Below are 24,118 nucleotides of genomic sequence, written 5' to 3' on the forward strand. Positions count from 1 at the left end.
AAACTAACTGTCAAGGGGTTCATCCGCATCGTTTCTGCAGAAATAAAGCAAGACTATTGGCAACGCCGAGTGAAGCCTGATGCTACAACATGAACGGCAGGCCGAACCCGCTCAGCACTCCGGCACGCGCCGAAAAAGAGGCGGCGCTGTGACTGTAAATACGGTGGATAGAGTAAATTTGATACCCATTCTGATGAGAGAAAATACATAAAACGGGATATTGATCAGAAAGAAAATAAGGAGTTAGTCAGGCTGAGTCATAATCTGCTGTTCCGCCGGTTTAAAATGAGTAAAATCCGTTTTATTCTTGATGTTATTTCCAAATACAAACACAACAGGATTCCCGGCCGCCCAGCCATTACCTTGGCAGAAAAAACCCCCTCTTGCAAGGGGGATTTTCACGAGCGTTTCCGATATACAACGTAGCTGCGGGTCAGATACTTGAGCGGCAGACTGAACACATGAACCAATCTTGTAAACGGCCACAGGATAAAAACGACGTATCCTATCACAATATGAAACTTAAACCATAGCGGGACACTCTCCATCAAAGAGGCGTCAGGCCTGAACAAAACGATTTCCCTGAACCACGGCCCGACTGTGGTCCGGTAATCAAATCCTTTCGAATCAATGTTGAGAAACGTGGCCGCAACGCCTGACAGCATCATAAACAGCAGCAGGAGGAGCGTAAGGATATCCGATGGCGAGCTGGTTTTGCGGATTCTTTTGTCAAACAGCCGTCTGTACGTCAGGATGAAAAGTCCGGTACATGCCACAATCCCCGCCGGCAGGCCTGCGCCAATCGCCATTTTGTGATACATATGCTCTGAAATGCCAAGGGAAGCATACACGCCTTCCGGGATCAGAATCCCCATGACATGCCCGCCGACAACGCACAGCAGTCCCCAGTGAAAAAGTGTGCTGCCCGCGGCGAGTTTTTTCTTTTCTAACAGCTCGCTTGATTTCGCCGTCCAGCCAAATTGGTCATGCTGGTAGCGGTAAATATGGCCGCCGATAAAGATCGTCAATACAATGTATGGCATAATACCCCAGAGGATCTGCCCGCTCATGCCTGAACAGCCCCTTCAACGCTTTCACGTACGCCGATGTTTTCAAGCGCGGCCAGCAGCACGTGCAGCAGTTCAGCGTATATACTGTCATTTTTTTCGAGACGGGATGCCAGCTCCCTCACATTGGACAGATATTTCTCAAACACGCTTCTCGCTGCTTCAATTTCTGCAGCCGCAGCAAATTCCAGCATCAGCGGCAGATAATCAGGCAGCTCTTTCTCTGTCGGCAGAAAACCGGATTGCTCGTATGTGTTTTTTAAATGCAGCAATTCAACGCCGCGTTCCCTTTGCTCGCCCGAGTTAAAGTAGGTGACATACATATTTGTTTTTTTCCCAAAGTCGAATGTATAGACATAGTGTTCAATCAGCGCTTCCGGTGAAAAGCTGGCTGACGCTTCGAAAAAGTGCAGCAGCTTCTCCCGGATTTGCCGGTTGCTGATTTCATGGATAAGAGCCTTCCAATCGGGAATCTCGGCTCTCCACTCTTCATCCGGATAAGAGAGAAGAGAGGAAAGAGCGGAGAACGTAATTTGCCGGTCTGTGGTGTTCATCTTGTTACACCTCATTTATCAAAAGTTAGAAACAGGAGCCGGGGCCGCCTGAAAATGATAAGCCGCAGCTCCCTTGTTCAGCATATAAATCTGAAACTTCTTCTCGATGACTGCTCGGTATCACAAAGCGGTCATCATATTTGGCAATCGCAAGCAGCCGATACATATCTTCAATTTGCTGTTCTGTTAAGCCGACACTGGAGATCAGTTCCGGGTCGATTGATTTATTCGTCTGGTTCGCTCTCATATACTGGCGCATGACAGACATTTTCTTTAACGTTGACCGAATATGATCCGTATCACCGGCTGTTAACAGCTGCGCCAAATAATCAATCGGGATTCTCATTTGGTCGATAGCCGGAAAAATATCTTCTGCGGATTGCCGGCTGCCTTTTCCTTCAAAGAGATTCATAATCGGACTGAGCGGCGGAATGTACCACACCATTGGCAGCGTGCGGTACTCTGGGTGAAGCGGCAGCGCAATCTTCCAGTCAATGATCATTTTATAGATCGGCGATTGCTGCGCAGCCTCTATCCATTCAGCCGGAATGCCTTGTTCTTTTGCCAGCTTGGCAACCTCAGGATCATTCGGATCAAGAAAAACGTCCAATTGGGAATGGTAGAGATCCTTTTCATTTTCAACAGATGCCGCTTCCTCCACTTTGTCCGCGTCATACAGCATGACGCCGAGGTAGCGGATTCTGCCAACACACGTCTCAGAGCAGATGGTTGGCAGTCCCGCCTCCAAACGCGGAAAGCAGAGTGTGCATTTTTCCGCTTTGTTCGTTTGCCAGTTAAAATAGACTTTTTTATAAGGACAGGATGAGACGCAATATCTCCATGAACGGCATGCGTTTTGATCCACAAGCACAATGCCGTCCTCCTCGCGTTTGTACATGGCGCCGGATGGACAGGATGAGACGCACGCCGGGTTGATGCAGTGCTCGCAAATACGGGGCAAATACATCATAAAGACCTCATCGAATTCTGTTTTGATCGATTCCTCCATCTTTTGTACGTTGGGATCTTCAAGTCCCGTTATGTGGCCGCCCGCGAGATCATCCTCCCAGTTCGGTCCCCATTCGATATTCATGAAATCCCCCGTCAAGGACGATTTCGGGCGTGCTACTGGCTGGTGTTTTTTCTGCGGGCTGTTCGTTAATGTTTCATAATCATAGTTCCAGGGCTCATAGTAATCATCAATCGACGGCTGATTCGGATTATAGAAAAGGCCTGCAAGCCGATTGGTTTTCGAGCCCGATTTCAGCTCGAGCTTTCCTTTTTTCAATGTCCAGCCGCCTTTATATTTGTCCTGGTCCTCCCATTGCTTCGGGTAGCCGATGCCCGGCTTTGTTTCTACATTATTGAAGTACATATATTCCGCACCGGAACGGTTTGTCCACGTGTTTTTGCAGGTGACGCTGCACGTGTGGCAGCCGATGCATTTATCCAAGTTCATGACCATACCGATTTGCGCTTTAATCTTCAAGCCAATCGACCTCCTTCAGCTTGCGGATGACGACGTTCAGGTCGCGCTGATTCCCCGTTGGACCGTAATAATTAAAGCCGTAGCTGAGCTGGGCATAGCCCCCGATCATCTGGGTCGGCTTAACGTGTATCCTTGTCGGGCTGTTATGGGTGCCTCCGCGGTTATTCGTCAGCTTTGTGCCGGGCACGTTGATGTGGCGGTCCTGGGCATGGTGCATAAACGCCATTCCTTTAGGAATCCGATGAGACAAAACGGCTCTCGCGACGACAACGCCGTTTCGGTTGAAGCATTCAATCCAATCGTTGTCTTTGATATCCGTGTCCTCTGCATCATCTTTATTCATCCACACGGTCGGCCCGCCGCGGAACAGCGTCAGCATCGGCAGAGAATCAAAATACATGCTGTGGACAGACCATTTATTATGCGGCGTCAAATAATTGAGGACGATTTCTTTTCCCTCTTGATCAGGCCGCTTGCTCAGAAACGGGCGATGCTGGAGGATCGGTTTGAATGTCGCCATCGTTTCACCGAATTCCATCATCAGTTCATGATCGACATAATAGGATTGTCTGCCTGTCAGCGTCCGCCACGGAATTAATTTTTCAACATTCGTTGTAAACGGCGAATACCTGCGCCCTCCTTTTTCAGAGCCGGAAAACGCTGGAGACGTGATCACCGTTTTCGGCTGGGCTGTAATTTGTTCGAACGTAAAGCATTCTTCCTCGCGTTCTTCCGCCAGGTCTTTCAGCTTCAGGTTCGTGATGTTTTCAAGTGATTCCCATGCTTTGACGGCGACCTTTCCATTCGAAGTGGATGATAGGGTTAAAATCGCTTCTGCAGCCTGCTTTGCTTCACTTATATTTGGACATCCCTTTGCGACACTGTCCGAGGTGATTTCTCCCAATCTCTGTTTGAGTGATTCATATTCATCGGCTATTGACCAGCTCATCCCTTTTGTTCCGCTCGGCTTTAAAGCAACGTTCGGACCAAGTGCAGTCATTTTATGAAAAATGTGTTTGTAATCCCGTTCAACGACTTGGATGTTCGGCATCGTTTTTCCCGGAATGGCTTCACATTCGCCTTTGCTCCAGTCATTGATTTTGCCGAATGGCTGGGCCAATTCCTGCATGGTGTCGTGGAGGAGCGGCGTCGCAACCACTTCTTTCACGGGCTCCATATCGACTTCTTCTGCCAGATCGGAAACGGCTTTTGACAGCGCCTTGAAAATATCCCAGTCTGACTTCGATTCCCACGGAGCCGAGATCGCAGGAGCAAATGGATGAATGAACGGATGCATATCTGTGCTGCTGAGATCGTGTTTTTCATACCATGTCGCCGCCGGCAGCACGATATCGGAATACAGCGCCGTACCGGCCATTCGGAAGTCAAGATTGATTAACAAGTCGAGCTTTCCTTCCGGCGCCTGCTCCCGCCATTTGATTTCTTCAGGGCGGATGCTGTCGCTGTCGTCATTCATCAAGCCGTTCGTCGTCCCTAACAAATGCTTGAGAAAATATTCATGCCCTTTTCCTGAGCTTGAGATCAGATTTGCCCGCCATACGAAGAGATTTCTTGGGAAATTCACTTCATTATCGGGATCTTCAATCGCGAATTTCAGTTTTTTCTCTTGGAGCTGTGAGGCCACGTACGCACCAACGTCTTCAGGTGTTGCTGCCCCTGCTTTTTCAGCTTCTTTATACAGATCGATACCATTTTGATTGAAAGTCGGGTAAGACGGAAGCCACCCCAGCCGTGCCGCCAGCACATTGTAATCAGCGTGGTGCTTGTAGCGGGATGACGCAGCAATCGGCGATGCCAAATCACTGATCGGCTGGTCCTCATAACGCCACTGATCTGTCGCAAAGTAGAAAAATGAGGTGCCGTTTTGCAGCTTGGGCACGCCTTCCCAGTCCTTTGCAGTTGCAATCGTCTGCCACCCTTCAGCAGGTCGGAGCTTTTCCTGCCCCACGTAATGGGCCCAGCCTCCGCCGTTTACGCCTTGGGCGCCTACAAGTAAAACAAGATTTAACACCGCTCGGTAGATCGTGTCGGAGTTGAACCAGTGGTTAATGCCGGCCCCTACGATAATCATGGACCGGCCGTCTGTATCGATCGCATTTTGGGCAAACTCTCTGGCAATCTTAACGACAGCTTCTTTTTTGATTCCTGTCATTTGTTCCTGCCAGGCAGGCGTAAACGGCTCAGGATCATCATAGGAGACAGCCGATCGTTCGCCGATACCCCGGTTCACGCCGTAGTTAGCCAGTATCAAGTCAAACACGGTCGTGATGTACGTTTCTTCACCGTTCAGGTTCATTTTTTTAATAGGAAGATCCCGCTCGAGCACTTTGTTTCCGTCATTTGAAAAATACGGGATGCGCACCGTGCCGATTTCGTCCTCTATTCCCAGCACAGAGAGACGGGGTTCAATCGGTTCCCCGGTTTCTTCATCAATCATGTGCAGGTTCCATTTCTGCTGCCCGTCCCAGCGCGAGCCCATTGTCCCTTGGGGTATGGCAAATGAACTTGTCTGTTCATCCCAAACCGCAGGCTTCCACTGATCATGCTTTGTCTTCCGCCCGATGTCCTTCGCATGCAGAAACCGTCCCGCTGTGTATACGCCATTTTCTTTTGACAGGGTGACGAGAAATGGAAAATCAGTGTATTGCTTCGCGTACTCAATAAAACGTTCAGTTTCTTGGTTCACGTAAAATTCCTGCAGAATGACGTGACCCATCGCCATCGCAAGCGCCCCGTCAGTCCCTTGGCGAATACTCAGCCAGTCATCCGCGAACTTTGAGGATTCCGCAAAATCCGGACTGATCGAAATGACCTTAGCGCCTTTATAGCGGGCCTCCGCCAAAAAATGCGCGTCAGGCGTTCTCGTTAACGGAACGTTGGAGCCCCATGTGATAATATAGCCGGAATTGTACCAATCACTGCTTTCCGGAACGTCCGTCTGGTCACCCCAAATTTGCGGGGATGCTGGTGGAAGATCCGCATACCAGTCATAAAAACTGAGCATAGGGCCTCCGATTAACGACATAAACCGGGAGCCTGATGCATGGCTGATCATGGACATGGCCGGAATCGGAGAAAAACCGACGTTTCGGTCAGGCCCGTATTTCATCACTGTATACAGCAGAGAGGCTGAAATCAGCTTCAGCACCTCCGGCCATTCAGCACGCACAAAACCGCCTTTCCCTCTCGCCTGTTTATAGGACTTCGCTTTTTCAGGGTTTTCGACGATCGATTTCCAGGCTTCCAATGGATTTTGATGTTCTTGCAGTGCCTCCCGCCATAAATTAATCAGTACACCGCGCACGTATGGATATTTCACACGCAGCGGGCTGTAGATATACCATGAAAAACTGGCCCCCCGCGGGCAGCCTCTCGGTTCAAAATCAGGCATATCCGGGCCTGTTGAAGGATAATTCAAATTTTGCCCTTCCCACGTGACAATTCCGTTTTTCACATAAATATTCCAGCTGCAAGACCCTGTACAGTTAACGCCGTGGGTGGAGCGAACGACTTTGTCGTACTGCCATCTGTTTCTGTATACATTCTCCCAATCGCGATCTTCGCGGGTGGTTTGGCTATGTTTATTTGAATGGTGTTCGATAGGAGAGAAATAATTCAATCTCCTAAACAACGGACTCCTTTTCTTTTTCTTCATGAGAGTTCACTCCTTCCGAGTCAGGTGATGCTAAGTTCACTATAAACAGAGACAGCGTGTTTCCTTGTGAACTATGTCACACACTCTGCTTTTTTCACAAAATGTTCACACAAAGGAGAAGGAAGGCTTTTCACAGGATGTGAGGAAGGCTGCGTTCAGGCAGAACGCTTGGGTCATTAGCTGCCTTTCATTCAAAGATCAAAAAAAACCGGCTCTATTTAAGAACCGGGCTCAGCGTTTTCATCCTGTGATGTATGCAAATACCGCAAAAATAATTGATAGGAACAAAAAACATTTTGCTGAAGCATAGCCAAAAAGTTCATTTGCAGCTGCGGATGATAAGACATCATTTTCTTAAATATGTAATATGGGATGTTGAGAATCAGAATGTCTGAAGTGGCATTGACTGAGATAAAGGGCGATAAATAAAGCCCGCCTTTTTCATCAATCGGAAACACATCGCCTTTTTCCCACAGCGCAACGGTTTTCGACCCTTCAGGGAGCCTTGTGTCCATAAAACGGACACTGCCTTTTAATACAATATAAACAGATTGAGAATGAAGAAAAGATGGAGACTGATCACATGAACCGCGGATAAACGTGCCGTTTTTCAGCAAGGTTTCGACAATGGATAGAGGCACTTCATTAAACATAGGAAGTTGTTTCAGAAATAATAAATAGTCACACTGATTCATAGGAAAACCTCCTGTGCTAAGGATAGCTTTAGTGTAGCTCGACTGAGCCTGTACAGCAGTGATGTATTTCACAGCCTGTATGATGAATGTCACTTATCAGGAGGGTGAATGCATTTATAATGAAAGAAAAAAGGAGGATTTCGATGAAGGCGCTGATTCCGAAGCAGCACGGGGCGTGGGCGATGCTGCTGATCCCATTTTTACTCGGCATGGTCAAGGGAGGCCCCGTTATTTGGCATATTCCGCTCTTCCTTGGTTGGCTTTTCCTATACTTAGCGGTTTATCCCGTTACGCTTGCCTTAAAAAAGAAACAAAGCAAACCATATCAAAAGTGGATGTGTTATTACGGTTTTCCCGCCTGCTGCTTTTTGATGATCTCGGTCTTTCATAAGCCGCCTCTCATCTGGGTGGGCGTTTCTTTACTGCCGCTGTTTCTCATACATATGTATTTTGCCCGCAGAAAAAACGAACGAGCCTTATTGAATGATGTTGCAGGTGTCTTGTTCTTTTGTTCGGGCGGGTTTGCGAGCTGCTGGCTGGGGATGGGAACCCTTGACGGCTGGGCTTGGTTTATTTTCTTGCAGTCTGCTTTATTTTTTATCGGGAGTTCCTTTTATGTGAAATCGGTGATCCGCGAGAGAAAAAACGGGGCATTTGCATACTGGTCATGGGGATATCACCTGCTGCTCCCCTTTTTATCCGCTCTTTTCGGAGCAGGATGGGCGTTTCTCGCTTTTATCCCGAGCAGCTTGCGGGCATGGTTTTTTCATGGAAGGGATTGGCCCGTAAAAACGATTGGCATTCTGGAAATCGTGAATGCCTGCTTCTTTCTTGCCGTCATGTGCCTGTTTATCACAAGGTAAAAAAACAAGGACACCGCTGTCCTTGTTTTTTTCAGTCAATATTGCAAATCTCCAGCGGGCAATTTTCACACTCAATCTCACATCGTAAATAGTCCCGCTTGTGCAAAATAATTTTTCCGGATTCGTCTATCGAAATAACCCCTTTTTTGCGGAGATCTCCGAGCATACGATTGACGCTTTCCCGTGCAGCCGCGCAAAACTTTGCCAAATCCTGATTTGTCAGGACAATGTTAATCAGAATGCCGTCGCTTCGCTCCACTCCGTAGCTGTTTGATAAACGGATAAGGGTGGAATAGAGCGCCCCCTTTTTGCCATGAAGAAGCAGATCCCTGATTTTGGACTGAATCTTCCGGAGGTGCGTGCTCATCCATTTCATGAGCTCAAATGTCAAAGCGCCGTTTTGGATTAATTCTTTTTCCAGCTTATTTTTATTAATGACGAGCACCTCGCCATCCTCTAGCACTTTTGCACTGAGCATATACCTCGGTTCTTCAGTGAAAAGTGTTAATTCTCCGACGATATCATGCTTTTGGCAGATTCTAAGCGTCAGGTCTTTTCCGTCAGATGTCAGCTTGCCGATTTCAATGAGTCCTGATTGAATCAGATAAAGCTCTTCTGCATCCATTCCTTCTCGAAACAAATACGTGTGTTTTTCCATTTTTCTTTTCGTGCTGATCGATTCCAGCAGTTCATGCAGATCGCTGGATATAAGATCACTATCAGATGGTCGAACAGAGAGAAAATTCATGAGCTCACCTCGAAGAAAGTCACGTTGTGTGTTTATTGTAACGTGAATTGATTTGTACCCATCGAGAAAAAACTAACAATCTTGTGAATGCCCCAGTGTTAGTTGATGCTCTGGCTGTTTCTCTCCGTGTGTGTTTTCATTCTTTCCTGCCAATACATCCATATGACAAGGACAAAGCTGGCTAACGCCACCTCTGAAAGCGCCATAAACCCGATCGCGTACTGGCCTGTTGCCTGAAATACACTCGCCAATATGAGCGGAGGAAAAAAGCCGCCTAATCCGCCCATGGCAGACACAATCCCATTGGCAATCCCCGCTTGCTTCGAAAAATAGAAAGGCACCAGTTTAAAAACAGTCCCGTTTCCTATGCCTGAGCAGACGGCCACAGTTAATGATCCAAACGTATAAAGGCCGATTGTCGGCGAGAACGATAGGATAATGCCTGATAATGTAAGCCCGGCAAAAACAAACATCAAGATGCGGAGCGGGCTCATTTTATCAGCCAGGAATCCGCCCGCAGGCCTGAGCAGCGTAGAAACCGCAATAAAGCCAGCCGTCCGCAAGCCGGCATCTGCAGGATTCAGCCCAAAATGCTCCACCAGAAAGTTCGGCAGATAGATAGTGAAGGCGACAAAGGCACCGAACGTAATAAAATAAAACAGGCTCAGAAACCATAGCACATGATTTCGGTAAACGGCTTTGATTTGAGTCTTAACAGAAACTTTGACCTTCTTCTCATGCCTGTCGCCAAACAAAACGTGCAGTAAGGCAAAGACAGCCAGCAAAACCAAATACATCTGCACGGTTGATTTCCACCCGACGGCTTGAGCGATAACCGGCGCTGCAAATGTCGTAACGGCTGTCCCGATATTTCCTGCACCGTAAATCCCATTGACGACACCGTGCTTTTCTTTCGGATAATATTTCGGGAGGGAGGTCACCCCAATGGAAAACACCGCTCCCCCGATCCCTAAGAAAAAGCCGCCTGCGATTAAATCAAACAGAGAATCCGCGATACTGATCCAAAATACAGGAAATAAAAGCAGGATGAAGCTGACCATAAACATGAGCCGCGCGCCAAACCTGTTCGTTAAATACCCTAAAGGAATGCGGAGAAGCGACCCGAGGATCACAGGAATCGCGGTCACTAAAGAAATCTCACCCTTGCTTAAATGAATATCTAATGTGATTTGGGAAATGAGTGATGAAATCAGCACCCAAACCATAAACCCTGCCACCAAGCTTAATGACTGTAACGATAATTGAATGTGTTGACGGTTGATCATTTGGCTTGCCCCTTTCAATGATTCAATAATCAGTCTTATCATACAAAAACTCGGCAAACAGGATTGTGAATTACATCACACGTTTTTCTCATAAAAAAAGGACAAAGCCCGAAGACTTTGTCCTTTTGTTCGTGATTACATTTTTTCCGGAGCCGATACGCCGATCAGCTGAAGCGCATTGTTCAGCGTAATTTGCGTTGCCTTCATTAAAGCCAGGCGCGCGCGGCTTTTCTCTTCATTTTCAGGGTCGATGACTTTCTCTGCGTTGTAGAAGCTGTGCAGAGCAGAAGCCAGATCATAAATATAGTTAGTGACACGGTGCGGAATTCGTTTTTCCGCTGCTTCCGCCACTGCCTCTGGGAAGCCGCCGATCGTTTTCAGCAGATCGTATTCTTTTTCTGATTGAATATGGCTGAAATCAAGATCTGCCGCCGGTTTAAGCCCCTGCTCTTCCCCTTGGCGAAGCATGCTGCAAATACGTGCATGCGCGTATTGTGCATAATACACAGGGTTTTCGTTAGATGTTGATACAGCAAGATCTAAGTCAAAATCCATATGGGTGTCTGCACTTCGCATTGCAAAGAAGTAACGCACGGCATCCAAGCCGACTTCTTCAATCAGGTCACGCATCGTTACGGCTTTACCGGTCCGTTTGCTCATTTTCATTTTCTCGCCGTTTTTGTAAAGGTGAACGAGCTGAATGATTTCTACTTCAAGCGTTCCTTTTTCATACCCCAGCGCTTCGATTGCCGCTTTCATACGCGGGATGTAGCCGTGGTGATCGGCGCCCCAAACGTTGATCAGCTTATCAAAGCCGCGGTCAAGCTTGTCCTTATGATACGCGATATCAGGAAGCAGGTACGTGTACGTGCCGTCCTTCTTGATCAATACGCGGTCTTTATCATCGCCGAACGTCGTGGAACGGAACCAAGTCGCGCCGTCTTCTTCATAGACATGGCCTTTTTCGCGGAGCGCTTCAAGCGCCTTGTCGATTTTTCCATTTTGGTACAGTGAAGTTTCTGAATACCACACATCAAACGGCACACGGAAGTTTTCCAAGTCCTTGCGAAGCTTTTCCAGCTCGTATTTCAGGCCGTATTCACGGAAAAACGCGAGGCGTTCACTTTCCTCTTCGTTAACGAAACGATCACCGTATTCCTCAGCGAGACGCTTTCCGATCGCAATGATATCCTCACCGCGGTAGCCATCCTCCGGCATCGGTTTTTCCAATCCGAGTGCTTCAAAGTAACGGACTTCAACAGAAAGCGCCAGATTGTTGATTTGGTTTCCCGCATCGTTAATGTAGTATTCGCGGCTTACATCGTAACCCGCTTTTGAAAGCACGTTGCACAAGGAATCGCCGACAGCCGCCCCGCGCGCATGCCCGAGGTGAAGGTCTCCCGTCGGATTCGCTGATACGAATTCTACCTGAACTCGTTCACCGTTTCCGATGTTCGTTTCCCCGTATGCTTCCCCTGCTTCCAGTACAGACGGAATCAGCTTTGTTAAATATTGATTGTTCATATAGAAATTGATAAAACCCGGGCCGGCGATATCCAGTTTTTCAATCGAAGCCTTCCCTTTATCAAAATGGGCGACAATCTCTTCAGCGATTTGACGCGGCGCTTTTTTTGCCACTCTTGCCAGCTGCATCGCCATATTCGTTGAGTAGTCGCCGTGTGTTTTATCTTTCGGTGTTTCTAAAACAACATTGGGAATCTGGCTTTCTTCAGCCAGTCCCGCTTTCAGAACGGCCGCTTTGATTTCTTCTTTCAGCACGTCCTTCATTTGTTCCGCAATGTTCATGCGTGAGTTCCTCCCTCATACGTGATCGTCATATTATGTAAATGCTCCTGCTCGTCTCCGACATGCATGTCATATGCGATGCTGATACGGCCTTTTTCTTCATCGAGATCAGATTGAATCGATTTTGTGCTTGTTTTCAGCTCAAGCTCACCAAATGACATTTTATATTTAGCAATTGTGGAAGCTCTCGTTACGAAACGCTGATTCATTTTGACAGCGCCTGACCTCATGACCAGGACTTCGCCTTCGCTTACTTTCACAATCGTTTTGACTTTGCCTAAGTCGTGTTCTTCATAATAAGATAGATACACTTTATTTTGTTTTACATAGTAAAATCCGGTGGTGCGGAATTCGATGACTTCTTGGTTTCCGTCATCCTCGATCACAGACTTCACATGGAGTGTTATCGGTGTCTCTTGCTTCATTCTGACACGTCCTTTTCATCATTCCACTTTGACTTGAATAGTATAATCATTCGGTTTGTAAACTTCAACTGCTTCTATCTTACCATCATTGCTCATCAGATTTGAAGATAAACCTCATAAAAAGCATTTCCTTATATAGAAGAGAAAATCATATCACTAATTACCTTTAGGAAATGTTACATTTTTCCGAAATCTATCATTTCCTTTTCACATTTTTTTCAAAATATATGTATTGAATTAGTAATTTGATAGTTTTAAGATAAAAGTACAACATAGATCTGCTAGAAAAACAAAAAAAGGGAGGATTCAATTATGAAAAAAGCTGTCATTGTAGAAAACAAAGGTTGTGCAACATGCTCGATCGGAGCCGCTTGTCTAGTGGACGGTCCTATCCCTGATTTTGAAATTGCCGGTGCAACAGGTCTATTCGGTCTATGGGGGTAAGGATCTCCCAAAAGGGCATAGTCATTCTACTATGCCCTTTTTAAGTAAATTACAATTTTTAACTAAAATCTACCTCTTGGATATACATACACAACCGTTTTTCATTTGAATCATATGTATAGGGGATGGTATTTTGTTTATAGAGCAGATGTTTCCATTTATTAATGAAAGTGTAAGAGTTCACCAGCTTCCTGAGGGCGGCGTGTTAGAAATCGACTACTTGCGCGATAATGTCTCCATTTCTGACTTTGAGTATTTGGATCTCAACAAAACGGCTTACGAGCTCTGCATGCGCATGGATGGCCAAAAAACAGCTGAGCAGATTTTAGCTGAGCAATGTGCAGTGTATGATGAATCACCGGAAGACCATAAAGATTGGTATTACGACATGCTCAACATGCTCCAGAACAAGCAGGTGATCCAGCTTGGAAACCGGGCCAGCCGCCGTACAATCACCACGAGCGGAAGCAATGAATTTCCGATGCCCCTGCACGCCACCTTTGAACTGACGCACCGCTGTAATTTGAAATGCGCCCACTGTTATTTGGAAAGCTCACCTGAAGCGCTCGGCACCGTGTCGATTGAGCAATTCAAAAAAACGGCTGATATGCTGTTTGATAACGGTGTATTGACATGCGAAATCACAGGCGGAGAAATTTTTGTCCATCCAAACGCCAATGAGATTCTTGACTATGTGTGTAAAAAGTTCAAAAAAGTCGCTGTCTTAACAAACGGAACACTCATGCGAAAAGAGAGCCTGGAGCTTTTGAAGACTTACAAGCAAAAAATCATCGTCGGCATTTCTCTAGATAGTGTCAATTCCGAGGTCCATGACTCCTTTAGAGGGAGAAAAGGCTCTTTTGCCCAAACTTGTAAAACGATAAAATTGTTGAGTGACCACGGTATATTTGTCAGAGTCGCTATGTCTGTCTTCGAAAAAAACATGTGGGAAATCCACGATATGGCCCAAAAGGTTCGGGATCTCGGGGCGAAGGCGTTCTCTTACAATTGGGTTGATGATTTCGGAAGAGGCAGGGATATTGTCCATCCAACGAAAGACGCCGAGCAGCACCACAAGTTTATGGAATACGAGCAAAATGTGATTGATGAGTTTAAAGATCTGATTCCGATTATTCCCTATGAGAGAAAACGCGCGGCAAATTGCGGCGCTGGCTGGAAGTCCATTGTGATCAGCCCGTTCGGCGAAGTACGTCCTTGCGCCCTCTTTCCAAAGGAATTTTCATTGGGAAATATTTTTCATGATTCCTATGAAAGCATCTTTAACTCCCCTCTCGTCCATAAACTGTGGCAAGCGCAGGCGCCGCGGTTCAGTGAACATTGCATGAAAGACAAATGCCCGTTCAGCGGCTATTGCGGAGGCTGTTACTTAAAAGGGCTGAACTCTAACAAATATCACCGAAAAAACATTTGCTCTTGGGCGAAAAATGAACAATTAGAAGACGTGGTCCAGCTTATTTAGGAGGGAAACGATTTGTCACCAGCACAAAGAAGAATTTTACTGTATATCCTTTCATTTATCTTTGTCATCGGCGCAGTCGTCTATTTTGTCAAAAGCGATTATCTGTTTACGCTGATTTTCATTGCCATTGCCATTCTGTTCGGGATGCGCGCGCGGAAGGCTGACTCGCGATGAGCATTTTGGATATACACGATGTATCCGTTTGGTATGAACGGGACAACGTCATCTTAGAACAAGTAGATTTACATTTAGAAAAAGGCGCCGTTTACGGATTGCTTGGGGTAAACGGCGCCGGAAAAACGACACTGATTAATACGCTGACAGGCGTGAACCGCAATTTCAGCGGGCGCTTTACACTGTGCGGAATTGAAGCGGAGGCCGGCATGCCGCAGAAAACATCAGATCAGCTGAAGACTCACCGTTACTTCGCCGCCGATTATCCGCTGCTATTTACAGAAATTACGGCGAAGGACTATGTGTCTTTCGTCCATTCGCTTTATCAAAAGGATTTTTCAGAGCAGCAGTTTGCCAGTTTGGCCGAGGCCTTTCATTTTTCGAAATACATCAACAGGAGAATTTCGGAGCTGTCCTTGGGGAACAGGCAAAAGGTTGTATTGATGACAGGCTTATTGCTGCGCGCTCCCCTATTTATTTTGGATGAGCCGCTCGTCGGTTTGGATGTGGAATCGATAGAGGTCTTTTATCAGAAAATGCGCGAGTACTGTGAAGCAGGCGGGACCATTTTGTTTTCTTCTCATCTGCTCGATGTCGTGCAAAGATTTTGTGATTACGCGGCTATTCTTCACAACAAACAGATCCAAAAGGTCATTCCGATTGGAGAGGAGACCGATCTGCGGCGGGAATTTTTCGAGGTGATCGGCCATGAATAACATAATCCCCATCATGTCTTTGCTGTTCAAACAGCTTTACAGCCGGCAAGGGAAAAAGGACGCCATCCGCATTGCCGCAGGCCTTGTCATTCTGGCCGTGTTTGAAATCGGGCTGATTCGCCAGGCCGGCATTGATGAATCGGTGTTGCGCAAAACGTATATCATACTCGCGCTTCTCTTAATGAACGCATATATGGTGTTTCTTTCTGTGACATCTCAATGGAAGGAATCTTATATGAAACTGAGCTGCCTGCTGCCGATTTCTTCACGGAGCTTTTGGCTCGCCCAGAGTGTCGTTTTGTTTGTCGATACCTGTTTGAGAAGAACTTTATTCTTTTTTATTTTACCGCTGTTCTTATTTGGAAACGGAACGCTGTCAGGGGCGCAAACATTGTTTTGGCTCGGCAGGTTTTCGTTTTTTACCGTTTACTCCATTATTTTCGGAGTTGTGCTAAGCAACCACTTCGTCAAAAAGAAGAACTTGATGTTTCTGCTGCATGCGGCGATATTCGCCTGTGTATGTATCAGCGCCGCTTTGATGCCGGCCGCCACGCTTCCGCTTTGCGCGGTGCATATGCTGTGGGCGGTGATCATTGACTTTCCTGTCTTTCTGCAGGCGCCTCCGCAGCAGAGCAAGATGCATTCATTTATGCGGCGATCTGAATTTTCGTTTTACAAAAGAGAATGGAACCGATTTATCTCTTCTAAAGCGATGCTGTTAAATTACGCGGTAATGGCGGCGTTCAGCGGCTTCTTTTCGTTCCAGATGATGAATACCGGCATCTTCAATCAGCAAGTGGTTTATATCGTGATTTCCGCGCTTTTGCTCATCTGCTCGCCGATCGCCCTTTTGTATTCGATTGAAAAAAATGACCGGATGCTGCTTATCACGCTTCCGATCAAGCGGAAAACGATGTTTTGGGCGAAATATCGCTTTTATTCAGGCCTATTGGCAGGCGGATTTCTCCTTGTCGTGATGATTGTGGGTTTCATCAGCGGCCGTCCGATTTCAGTTCTCACTTTTTTGCAGTGCATTGAGTTGCTGCTGGCGGGAGCTTTTATCAGGTTAACTGCGGATGAAAAAAGGCCCTCCTTCAGCTGGCAGACGGAGCAGCAGCTATGGAGCGGTTTCTCAAAATATCGGTCTTATCTGTTTTGTCTTCCCCTATTCTTAGCCACATTAGCCGGCACCGCTGTATCCTTGGCGGTCATTCCGATAGCCGGTCTGGTCATAGTCTATTACCTGCAAAAACAGGATGGTGGTTTCTTTGATACAAGCAAAAGAGAACGGCTTGGAAGTTAACCTGCTGAAGACTCATCAATTTTCAACTATTTCAATCGCCGCGAGCTTTCTGAAACCGATCGAAAGCGCGGCGGAACCTGAGGAAGAAACGATTTATTTTTACGGCGCCGCCGCATACCTGAAGGAGCAAATTATTGACGCTTTCGGTTGTGCTGCCGGCAGCCGTTTCATGTACTCAGCGAATCTCTTTTTTGATCAGCAGCTGAAAACCTGCGGGACCCGTTTGATTCACCCATTATATAACGGGAATCTTCATGTTGACGCCCTGCTGAAAACTTTTGCAGACTTGTCTTTCCCTTCTTCTCTTTCATTCGAAGCAGTTGAAAAGGCCAGGAATGAGCTGCTGCTGAGAATCGAAAAGAAATTCACTGATCCTTTCTCCTACTCGGCGGCGCGCTTGGCTGAGGAGGTCTTCGGAAACCCGATGTACGGCACAGGCATGTTTGGCCGGAGAGACAGGATAAAGGCGATTCATCCTAAACGGTTTCTCGACGCAACGGACTTTATCGTTGATTTAGTGTCCCAGCAAAAACAGCTGAACATATTGGGACAAGTACAAGCATGTGATGTTCGGGGACATGCCCCGCAAACGTCCGCTGTAACGTCCGAAAGAATACCCGTAAACCGGCATGTTTTTGAAACAGAGACACGCAGCGCTGCAGGTCCTTCCGTCTTGACACTCGGATTTGACTGCGGAGAGATGAAAGATGCCAGCGATTATATCAAAATACAGCTAATAGACGGATTACTGGGAAAGTACGGCCATTCCGCTTTATTCAAGCACTTCAGAGAGAAGGATCTGGCAGTCTATCACGTTATCACCCGTTACGATGTCATGAACAATTTGCTGCTTGTTTCAATATGTACAGATCAGCTTCATGAGATAGACATTCCCCCGCGCGTTTTGGAAGCTGTCTCAGCTTTTCATACAGATGAGCGGGAACTAGAACAGGCAAAGCAGTTTTTACGCAATGAATTGCTGCTGCAATTCGATTCTCCCGAAGGTCTATTGGCCTATATGGGGATCCTGCGCCGCTTCTCCTGCACGAAAGAAGCCTTGCTGGATGGCATCTCAGCGGTTACATGCCGTGATGTATTGCAATTCATAGCGACCATCAATTATATCGGAGCTCATGTAGTAAGGGGATGAAGAGATGGAAAAGAAAGCCTTTTTTCAACAACTGGATGAACGAACCGATATCAGATACACAGACAGCGGACTAAAAATATTCAGATTGAAATTCCCCCGCGCCCACCTGCGGCTGTGCAATGTAAAAATCGATTTTGGAAGCCGGGATGTATGTATACGGGCAGAATCCGGTGATACACTGCTTCCGTATGGCACAGCGCATTTTTTAGAGCATCTTCTCTTCTGGCATAACGGCCGCAATCTGTACAGTGATTTTTTTGCGCATGGCGCGCTTTTAAACGCATTCACTACCTACACCGATACCAATTTCATGTTTACCTCATTACCGGATCGGCTCAGACAAACGATCCCCATCCTGCTTGATGCTTTATGGAACCACTCATTTGACAAGAAGATTGTCGCTCAGGAAAAAGCTGTGATTACAAGCGAAATTCAAACAGCACACCTTAACCATCAGCTCTCATATCATTATCAGCTGATCAGCATGCTTTCTCCCTCCTCACCAGCTGCCGTTTTCCCCGCAGGCAGAATCGAAGATATTGAGGCGCTGGACATCAGTGATTTACAAAAAGCCTATAAGGCTGCCTACCAAGCCCATCGGATGACGCTGTTTTTGATTGGGGGCTCAGAAAATACAGAAACGCTTTTGCCTCCTCACCTCCAGCTGGAAAAGCGTCCGGATTATCATGCTGAAAGAAAAATCATCCCGGCATGCCCTCCAGCCCTCTCACAAAAAATGGTGCTGGGTGATGAGGAGCGGATGGAAGATACATGGACCGGATTACAGATCGGCGCACTTCCCGGGCAAAACGATCTGTTGGCGATAAAGCTTTATTGGGATATCGCGGCTCGTATTCTATTTCAATTAGATTCACCGTTTTTTCAAGAGATTCAGCAAACGTACCGCCTAGAAATCGATCGTTTGTCAGCCGAGACTTATATCTATGAGGATGGCGGTTTCTTGATCCTTCACAGTCAAGGGACCCATTCTTCAGCTTATATCGATGTGGCTTCATACTATGTCACACAGAAGAAAGAACAGGTTGCCGCCTGGCTTCAATACGGCAAGGATTCTTTGACAGACGCGATCATTTATGACAGCGATTATGTGCGTAAATGCTTCGAGTGGGCAGCTGAGTGTGACAGGTGCGATTGCTCGTTTCTTGACATGTACTACATCATTCAAGATATGGATACGCAGGTTTTCTTGTCTCTCATTGATGCAATGGCATCTTCTAACAAAGCGATCATTCACGTTTCTCAGAAAGAGGCGATCAGACAATGAAAAAAAACACTGTCTTTACCCTTTTATTGCTGCTTATAGGTATGGCGGCTTATTCCTTCGGCTGGGTTCAGGCCGTTGCCGAAGCCGCCGCCCAATATGTACAGATGATCAACAATGATGCTGTGCGGCTCGGGCTGCTGGCTTGTACCGCTGCCCTCCTGATGCTGCCTGCTTTTCTCTATCTTCATTATGTCACCCACTCCGTGAAAAACATGACAGCAGCTTTTCAGAAACTCACACAGTCTCATCAAAGCTGCTGTGACTTTCAGCAACACAACTTGTGCAGCCGATATGCAGAAGACGTCAAATCGCTGCGTGACAGCTATAAAAACGTCCGCCAAACATACGTGATGGCTGCCGTGTTGTGCCAAGTCATCATATTCGGCTGCATGTTCGAAATCGTTAAAGCCGTCCCTTTCCGCCTTCACACGCCCCCTGCCCTTTCAATGGGACTTGCGATGCTACTGATTCTGTATTTATTGTTTTGCATGCGAACTTATTTGCGGCAGCTTTTCCGGCACGGCAGCCTGTTCAGAAAAGTGTTTGCGGGAGCGCTGGCAGCAGCCGGGATTTGGTGGATGCTCAGTTTCTCTATAAGTGAACTGCTGTTTCTGATTATCCTGGCTACCATTCAGCAAATCGGATCATTTATTTATAAACGATTCTCTTATCGCAGCACCGCTTCTCTTGATCTATAAAATAGCTACATCGCAATCGCAGACGGACCCGCGCCAACCGGAATCACCGTCACGGCTGTATAATCACTTGTGCGGTACACGGTCACAGCATTGTCGTTGGGCTGTGCCGCATAAATATACTGTTTGTCCGGCGTTACGGCGAGGTCAAAAGCGCCGGGGAGAGACACGTTTGCAATGATCCTCTGTCTGGCCGTATTAACTACATATAAGTTATTAATGAGAAACGGTTCACTATATGGCTCTAGAAAATAAGCTCTAGTGCTATCGAGAGAAAATACAATCGTCCTCAGCGTTTCAAATAAACGGCTGAAGTCCCCTCCCCTGCTTAATGGTGACAAACTAATCTCCGTTACACCTTTCGGCCACAGCTCACCATTCAATACGTACGCAAAATTTCCAGCGTAAGGAGTTGCAATTAAACTGGGAAATTCAAATGTATCTATGATACTTTCTACCAACTGCCCAGTATTTACATCATATTTATCAACCGACCAACTGCTTCCATTAGCGGTATAGACATACTGTCCATTCGGATCAAGAGCAAAGTCTAAAGCGCCGGGTATCGGAATGACATCAATGACCGATTGAGAGGCCGTGTTAATCACATATATAGATCCGGCGGCCATCACGTATGCGAACTCATCTGTTGGATCAAATTCGATCTTTCTCGGCCCTCCTCCAACAGTAATGGTATTTATGATGGTTAATGTTTTATTATCAATCACTGAGACAAGGTTGGTATTTCCATGGAGGACATACGTGAATGCTTTATCGAAAGTAACGCCTAGATTAGTTGGCACGTCAGAAAAAGAGATTGTTTTTACAACAGTGTTTAAATCTGCATCAATAACCGAAACCGTGCTGTCTCCAGTATTGGCAGTAAACACATACGATTGAGGGTCTGGTGATGGCGGTAAAACAAGTGTCCCGGTCACCGTAAGCGGACTGCCGTAGAAAGGCGGTACAGTGAGCAGATCTTCCACTGTTATTTGACTGAAATCAGGACAGCGGCCAGACTGTGCTGCATAATAAACAACTTGATCAATCTCTTCAGTATGAATCACAGAAACCGCCCCATTGCCTTGTCCATATTGATTTCGCACAGGCGACACACTGACAAGAAGCGTAATGGTCCCTTGTACTCTCACAGCATATCGAACACCGATATCTTCTGGTTCCGGCCCAGTCTGGATTAAGCAAGGCTCACTGATACAGGACAAATTGTCTGTACTCCATGTAACAGCCGCTGACGCTTCGGCCGTATCAACCTTGAAGCCCTCAGGGATATCTATCGGCACTTGAAACGGCGCTTCCCGGCTAATTTCCTCATCACAAAAACAGAAACAATTTTCCTGTAAAGCAGAAAGATCATTCTTTTTCATGATTTCACGTCCTTTTAGAAATGCACAACATATAGTTGATTAAATCGCAATAGCTCCCGGTGAAACCCCAAGAGATATGACAGTCTCCACGGAGTAATCATCCGTGTTGTAAACAGTGATGCTCTGTTCTAGAACATGAGTTGCATACAGAAACTCGCCATTCGGGGTAAACGCAAAGTCTCTTGCCGACTGCGGAACATTTCCTATAACGCCTGCTCCATTTGGACTGACAGAATATAAATTGCCAGTGAAGCCGTCATATAAATACACCTCTGCTCCACTCGTAAACATTCGATATTCCCCTTCATACTCTAGCTCTTGGGTGCTGCTGATGGTAAACGTATTTAAATCAATAACCGTCAAATAATTAAAAAAGAATTCTTGTTCTAATACATAGGCATACCGCTCCGGCCAATTTGTTTCTATGGTTGATACGATAAGCTCTCGTTCAATTGTTCCTGTGACTTCACCGGTAGTTAGGTCCACTTTTTGCACTATACCAAAATTCAGAACATAGGCGAATAACCCATTGGGATCGATTGCAACATCATACCCTTCTACAGGAATCGACCTATCCACAGTTAACGTATCAATTCCAATCACATAAACCGCAGTACCGGTGAAAACATAAGCAAACTCATGATTAGGGATAAATCTAATCAATCGAGGCGGCTGATCCAGCAATATAGTTGCTGTCACAGTTAATGTGTCATAATCGATGACAGAAATCACATTATTGTTGGGATGTAAGACAAACACAGCGCTTTTATCTGGCGTAATTTCAATACCTGCCGGATTGTACGGAAGAGCAATCGTTGTCACAACAGTATGGGTGTTTGTATCAATCACAGAAACTGATTGATCATTTGGATTCGCTGTAAACGCGTAGACGGGTTCCGGCTCCGGTACAAGCACAATCGTCCCCGTCACCGATAAAGGACTACCGTAAAACGGCGGAACAACAACAAGGTTCTCAATCGTGATGTCACTGATATCCGGGCAATCATCCGGTTCATCGGAATAATAGACGACTTGATCGATTTCTGCATTGTGAATGACGGAAACAGCCCCGTCCCCTTGTCCATATTGATTTCGCACAGGTGAGACACTGACGAGTAGCGTAACGGTTCCCTGCAGGCGCACTGCAAATTGAACACCGACCTCATCAGGCTCTGGCCCCGTTTGAATTAAGCAACGGTCACTGACACAAGAAAGGCTGTCTGCATTCCACGTCACGTTTGCAACAGCTTCAGCCGGATCAACGACAAACCCTTCAGGTAATTCAATCGGCGCTTGAAACATGGCTTCTCGGCTTGCTTCTCCCTCACAAAAACATAAGCACTCTTCTTGTTCTGCTCCTGCTTTTTCTTTAAAGGAAAGCTTGTTTTTTCTCATTCCTTCACTTCCTTTTCAGACATACACTGCTCACGCAGATATAACAGAATATGGAAGTGTAACGTGTTTGCTTGTACAAATTGCTGAGGGTAAACGCTTCTTTTTGAAAATATATCTCCAAACATGCGGTGTAACGAAAGAAAAAATTGCGGTTTTTTTGCGCTTCTCACAAGGATGTTGATGATAAAATATGACATATATAGAATTATGAAGGGAGGGATTTGCAAACGTGACAGGTGTCATATCTTCTTCTTCCATCGGAGAAAAGATTAACGAATGGTATATGTACATACGCCGATTTAGCATACCCGATGCAGAATATTTGCGACGAGAAATCAAGCAAGAGCTGGATCAAATGGAAGAAGATCAAGACCTTCATTTGTACTATTCACTGATGGAGTTTCGGCACAACCTGATGCTTGAGTACCTTGAACCGTTAGAAAAAATGAGGATTGAGGAACAGCCGAGACTGTCTGATCTGCTGCTTGAGATTGATAAAAAACAGGCTCGTTTAACTGGTCTGCTTGAGTACTATTTTAATTTCTTCAGAGGCATGTATGAGCTGGATCAGCGGGAATATGTATTAGCCATTCAATTCTTTAAAAAAGCTGAGAGCAAGCTGGTTTTTGTGAAAGATAAAATCGATAAAGCTGAATTCTTTTTCAAAATGTCAGAAGTCTATTATTATATGAAACAAACTTATGTCTCCATGGACTATGCACGTCAAGCATTCGAAATATACAGTGAACAGACTACATATGATATCAGAATGATTCAATGCCAGTCCTTATTCGGAGCCAACTTTTTGGATTTAAAACAATACGAAAAAGCAATTGCCCATTTTCAAAAAGCCTTTACACTTGCAAAAACAGAGCAGCAGCCCCAATTAATGGGAAGAACACTTTATAACATAGCACTCTGCAAGCAAAACCAAAACAGTTTTGAATCAGCGATAGAGTATGTAAAAAAATCTATTCAAGTATTTGAAGGATCTAAAATGCTCCCTTCACTGCCACAAGCTTTTTTCCTAATTACACAAATTTATTTTAAATTAGGTAAGATTGATAACGCCTGTGAATATCATAAAAAAGGAAAAGAGTATTCTGCAACTGCGGGAGATACCGTGTATCTAACGGAGTTTGAATTTTTGGAATCTTTATACTTGTCTGGACCAGATGAGGAACGGATAGAAAAATGTTTTGTTTTTCTTGAAAGTAAAATGATGTATGCAGATATTGAGGACTTCGCACTTGATGTTGCTAAATATTATCATCAACAGGAAAATTACAAAAAAGCATCTCATTACTTTTTAAAGGTTGAAGAAGCAAGACAGCACATTCAAGGGGGGTGAATTTATATGAAATGGAGGTATAAATTATTACTCGCTTGTTTAGCTGTGAGTGCTGTATTTATCACAGTCGAAGTATCAAATTCATCAACAGAACATTTTGATGTTGCGCAACGCGCCATGATCTAAACCGC

General features: G+C 45.9%; 23 protein-coding genes and 2 pseudogenes. 12 read left to right on the plus strand and 13 right to left on the minus strand.

Annotation, left to right across the window (positions count from 1 at the left end; all coding sequences use genetic code 11):
- Positions 1-22 precede the first annotated feature (22 nt).
- From MHI44_RS09510 to arfM, 6 genes and pseudogenes are all read right to left on the minus strand, one after another.
- Positions 23-240, minus strand: a pseudogene (locus tag MHI44_RS09510) (YitT family protein); the annotation flags it as partial.
- Positions 241-398: 158 nt separating this feature from the next.
- Positions 399-1,070, minus strand: a complete 672-nt coding sequence (narI, locus tag MHI44_RS09515) for a respiratory nitrate reductase subunit gamma (RefSeq protein ID WP_029318704.1) — start codon at positions 1,068-1,070, stop codon at positions 399-401.
- The gene (gene narJ / locus MHI44_RS09520; protein ID WP_015250998.1) at positions 1,067-1,621 is read right to left on the minus strand and encodes a nitrate reductase molybdenum cofactor assembly chaperone; all 555 of its coding nucleotides are present in this window, start codon (positions 1,619-1,621) and stop codon (positions 1,067-1,069) included. Before narJ ends, narI begins: the two co-directional genes overlap by 4 nt.
- Positions 1,622-1,646: 25 nt before the next feature.
- Entirely contained in the window at positions 1,647-3,110 is a 1,464-nt protein-coding gene (gene narH, locus MHI44_RS09525; RefSeq protein ID WP_015250997.1) for a nitrate reductase subunit beta, read from the minus strand.
- Complete coding sequence (locus MHI44_RS09530) at positions 3,100-6,786, minus strand: nitrate reductase subunit alpha (RefSeq protein WP_153940019.1); 3,687 nt, start codon at positions 6,784-6,786, stop codon at positions 3,100-3,102. The genes narH and MHI44_RS09530 overlap by 11 nt, the downstream gene beginning before the upstream one ends.
- A 218-nt stretch (positions 6,787-7,004) precedes the next feature.
- A complete protein-coding gene (gene arfM / locus MHI44_RS09535) occupies positions 7,005-7,481 on the minus strand; it encodes a Crp/Fnr family transcriptional regulator ArfM (RefSeq protein ID WP_003243032.1) in 477 nt (158 codons plus the stop codon).
- Between the two features lie 143 nt (positions 7,482-7,624).
- On the opposite strand from arfM, the gene MHI44_RS09540 reads away from it, so the two are divergent.
- Complete coding sequence (locus MHI44_RS09540; RefSeq protein ID WP_277710306.1) at positions 7,625-8,344, plus strand: YwiC-like family protein; 720 nt, start codon at positions 7,625-7,627, stop codon at positions 8,342-8,344.
- A 31-nt stretch (positions 8,345-8,375) separates the two neighbouring features.
- Here the strand turns inward: MHI44_RS09540 and fnr are convergent, their stop codons facing one another.
- The 4 genes from fnr to MHI44_RS09560 all read right to left on the minus strand — a co-directional run bounded on the left by fnr (position 8,376) and on the right by MHI44_RS09560 (position 12,609).
- Positions 8,376-9,092, minus strand: a complete 717-nt coding sequence (fnr, locus tag MHI44_RS09545) for a fumarate/nitrate reduction transcriptional regulator Fnr (protein ID WP_339203372.1) — start codon at positions 9,090-9,092, stop codon at positions 8,376-8,378.
- Between the two features lie 98 nt (positions 9,093-9,190).
- The gene (narK, locus tag MHI44_RS09550; protein ID WP_014478287.1) at positions 9,191-10,378 is read right to left on the minus strand and encodes a nitrate transporter NarK; all 1,188 of its coding nucleotides are present in this window, start codon (positions 10,376-10,378) and stop codon (positions 9,191-9,193) included.
- A 135-nt stretch (positions 10,379-10,513) separates the two neighbouring features.
- A complete protein-coding gene (gene argS / locus MHI44_RS09555) occupies positions 10,514-12,184 on the minus strand; it encodes an arginine--tRNA ligase (RefSeq protein WP_003227570.1) in 1,671 nt (556 codons plus the stop codon).
- A complete protein-coding gene (locus MHI44_RS09560) occupies positions 12,181-12,609 on the minus strand; it encodes a DUF1934 domain-containing protein (RefSeq protein WP_339203374.1) in 429 nt (142 codons plus the stop codon). The genes argS and MHI44_RS09560 overlap by 4 nt, the downstream gene beginning before the upstream one ends.
- Positions 12,610-12,921: 312 nt before the next feature.
- Between MHI44_RS09560 and sboA the strand changes: the two genes are divergently transcribed.
- The 9 genes from sboA to albG are packed head-to-tail and all read left to right on the plus strand — an operon-like array spanning position 12,922 to position 19,859.
- Complete coding sequence (gene sboA, locus MHI44_RS09565; RefSeq protein WP_003222002.1) at positions 12,922-13,053, plus strand: subtilosin A; 132 nt, start codon at positions 12,922-12,924, stop codon at positions 13,051-13,053.
- Positions 13,010-13,162 (plus strand): bacteriocin-like protein SboX, encoded by a 153-nt coding sequence (gene sboX / locus MHI44_RS09570; RefSeq protein ID WP_010886632.1) that lies wholly within the window; start codon positions 13,010-13,012, stop codon positions 13,160-13,162. Before sboA ends, sboX begins: the two co-directional genes overlap by 44 nt.
- Before the next feature lie 24 nt (positions 13,163-13,186).
- The gene (gene albA / locus MHI44_RS09575) at positions 13,187-14,533 is read left to right on the plus strand and encodes a subtilosin maturase AlbA (RefSeq protein WP_085185524.1); all 1,347 of its coding nucleotides are present in this window, start codon (positions 13,187-13,189) and stop codon (positions 14,531-14,533) included.
- 12 nt (positions 14,534-14,545) lie between these two features.
- The gene (gene albB / locus MHI44_RS09580) at positions 14,546-14,707 is read left to right on the plus strand and encodes an antilisterial bacteriocin subtilosin biosynthesis protein AlbB (protein WP_003222006.1); all 162 of its coding nucleotides are present in this window, start codon (positions 14,546-14,548) and stop codon (positions 14,705-14,707) included.
- Positions 14,704-15,423: an ABC transporter ATP-binding protein gene (locus tag MHI44_RS09585; RefSeq protein WP_003227564.1), complete on the plus strand. Its 720-nt coding sequence runs from the start codon at positions 14,704-14,706 to the stop codon at positions 15,421-15,423. The genes albB and MHI44_RS09585 overlap by 4 nt, the downstream gene beginning before the upstream one ends.
- Entirely contained in the window at positions 15,416-16,726 is a 1,311-nt protein-coding gene (albD, locus tag MHI44_RS09590) for an antilisterial bacteriocin subtilosin biosynthesis protein AlbD (RefSeq protein WP_038829818.1), read from the plus strand. The genes MHI44_RS09585 and albD overlap by 8 nt, the downstream gene beginning before the upstream one ends.
- Complete coding sequence (albE, locus tag MHI44_RS09595; protein ID WP_339203535.1) at positions 16,716-17,876, plus strand: antilisterial bacteriocin subtilosin biosynthesis protein AlbE; 1,161 nt, start codon at positions 16,716-16,718, stop codon at positions 17,874-17,876. The genes albD and albE overlap by 11 nt, the downstream gene beginning before the upstream one ends.
- Positions 17,877-17,880: 4 nt before the next feature.
- Complete coding sequence (locus MHI44_RS09600) at positions 17,881-19,161, plus strand: pitrilysin family protein (protein ID WP_128740808.1); 1,281 nt, start codon at positions 17,881-17,883, stop codon at positions 19,159-19,161.
- A complete protein-coding gene (gene albG, locus MHI44_RS09605; protein ID WP_339203377.1) occupies positions 19,158-19,859 on the plus strand; it encodes an antilisterial bacteriocin subtilosin biosynthesis protein AlbG in 702 nt (233 codons plus the stop codon). The genes MHI44_RS09600 and albG overlap by 4 nt, the downstream gene beginning before the upstream one ends.
- Before the next feature lie 5 nt (positions 19,860-19,864).
- Here the strand turns inward: albG and MHI44_RS09610 are convergent, their stop codons facing one another.
- Genes MHI44_RS09610 through MHI44_RS09620 form a run of 3 tightly spaced genes read right to left on the minus strand, consistent with a single transcriptional unit; the run spans position 19,865 to position 22,863 of the window.
- Positions 19,865-21,241 carry a YncE family protein gene (locus MHI44_RS09610; protein ID WP_339203378.1) on the minus strand — a complete coding sequence of 459 codons (1,377 nt, stop codon included), beginning with the start codon at positions 21,239-21,241 and terminating at the stop codon, positions 19,865-19,867.
- Positions 21,242-21,280: 39 nt separating this feature from the next.
- The gene (locus MHI44_RS09615; protein ID WP_069322965.1) at positions 21,281-22,636 is read right to left on the minus strand and encodes a YncE family protein; all 1,356 of its coding nucleotides are present in this window, start codon (positions 22,634-22,636) and stop codon (positions 21,281-21,283) included.
- Positions 22,633-22,863 (minus strand): hypothetical protein, encoded by a 231-nt coding sequence (locus MHI44_RS09620; RefSeq protein WP_033883387.1) that lies wholly within the window; start codon positions 22,861-22,863, stop codon positions 22,633-22,635. The genes MHI44_RS09615 and MHI44_RS09620 overlap by 4 nt, the downstream gene beginning before the upstream one ends.
- Positions 22,864-22,865: 2 nt before the next feature.
- Between MHI44_RS09620 and MHI44_RS09625 the strand changes: the two are divergent.
- Both MHI44_RS09625 and MHI44_RS09630 read left to right on the plus strand, forming a co-directional pair.
- A pseudogene (locus MHI44_RS09625) lies at positions 22,866-24,010 on the plus strand (Rap family tetratricopeptide repeat protein).
- Positions 23,994-24,113 carry a PhrC/PhrF family phosphatase-inhibitory pheromone gene (locus MHI44_RS09630; protein ID WP_339203382.1) on the plus strand — a complete coding sequence of 40 codons (120 nt, stop codon included), beginning with the start codon at positions 23,994-23,996 and terminating at the stop codon, positions 24,111-24,113. Before MHI44_RS09625 ends, MHI44_RS09630 begins: the two are co-directional and overlap by 17 nt.
- The last annotated feature ends 5 nt before the right edge of the window (positions 24,114-24,118 follow it).

It is taken from the genome of Bacillus sp. FSL K6-1366 (genome assembly GCF_037976695.1).
Taxonomy (GTDB): Bacteria; Bacillota; Bacilli; order Bacillales; family Bacillaceae; genus Bacillus; species Bacillus subtilis.

Coding starts and splice junctions, on each gene's coding strand:
- narI (WP_029318704.1), bottom strand. CDS start 1,070: ATGAGCGGGCAGATCCTCTGGGGTATTATGCCATACATTGTATTGACG.
- narJ (WP_015250998.1), bottom strand. CDS start 1,621: ATGAACACCACAGACCGGCAAATTACGTTCTCCGCTCTTTCCTCTCTT.
- MHI44_RS09530 (WP_153940019.1), bottom strand. CDS start 6,786: ATGAAGAAAAAGAAAAGGAGTCCGTTGTTTAGGAGATTGAATTATTTC.
- arfM (WP_003243032.1), bottom strand. CDS start 7,481: ATGAATCAGTGTGACTATTTATTATTTCTGAAACAACTTCCTATGTTT.
- MHI44_RS09540 (WP_277710306.1), top strand. CDS start 7,625: ATGAAGGCGCTGATTCCGAAGCAGCACGGGGCGTGGGCGATGCTGCTG.
- fnr (WP_339203372.1), bottom strand. CDS start 9,092: ATGAATTTTCTCTCTGTTCGACCATCTGATAGTGATCTTATATCCAGC.
- narK (WP_014478287.1), bottom strand. CDS start 10,378: ATGATCAACCGTCAACACATTCAATTATCGTTACAGTCATTAAGCTTG.
- argS (WP_003227570.1), bottom strand. CDS start 12,184: ATGAACATTGCGGAACAAATGAAGGACGTGCTGAAAGAAGAAATCAAA.
- MHI44_RS09560 (WP_339203374.1), bottom strand. CDS start 12,609: ATGAAGCAAGAGACACCGATAACACTCCATGTGAAGTCTGTGATCGAG.
- sboA (WP_003222002.1), top strand. CDS start 12,922: ATGAAAAAAGCTGTCATTGTAGAAAACAAAGGTTGTGCAACATGCTCG.
- MHI44_RS09585 (WP_003227564.1), top strand. CDS start 14,704: ATGAGCATTTTGGATATACACGATGTATCCGTTTGGTATGAACGGGAC.
- albD (WP_038829818.1), top strand. CDS start 15,416: ATGAATAACATAATCCCCATCATGTCTTTGCTGTTCAAACAGCTTTAC.
- MHI44_RS09600 (WP_128740808.1), top strand. CDS start 17,881: ATGGAAAAGAAAGCCTTTTTTCAACAACTGGATGAACGAACCGATATC.
- albG (WP_339203377.1), top strand. CDS start 19,158: ATGAAAAAAAACACTGTCTTTACCCTTTTATTGCTGCTTATAGGTATG.
- MHI44_RS09610 (WP_339203378.1), bottom strand. CDS start 21,241: ATGAAAAAGAATGATCTTTCTGCTTTACAGGAAAATTGTTTCTGTTTT.
- MHI44_RS09615 (WP_069322965.1), bottom strand. CDS start 22,636: ATGAGAAAAAACAAGCTTTCCTTTAAAGAAAAAGCAGGAGCAGAACAA.
- MHI44_RS09630 (WP_339203382.1), top strand. CDS start 23,994: ATGAAATGGAGGTATAAATTATTACTCGCTTGTTTAGCTGTGAGTGCT.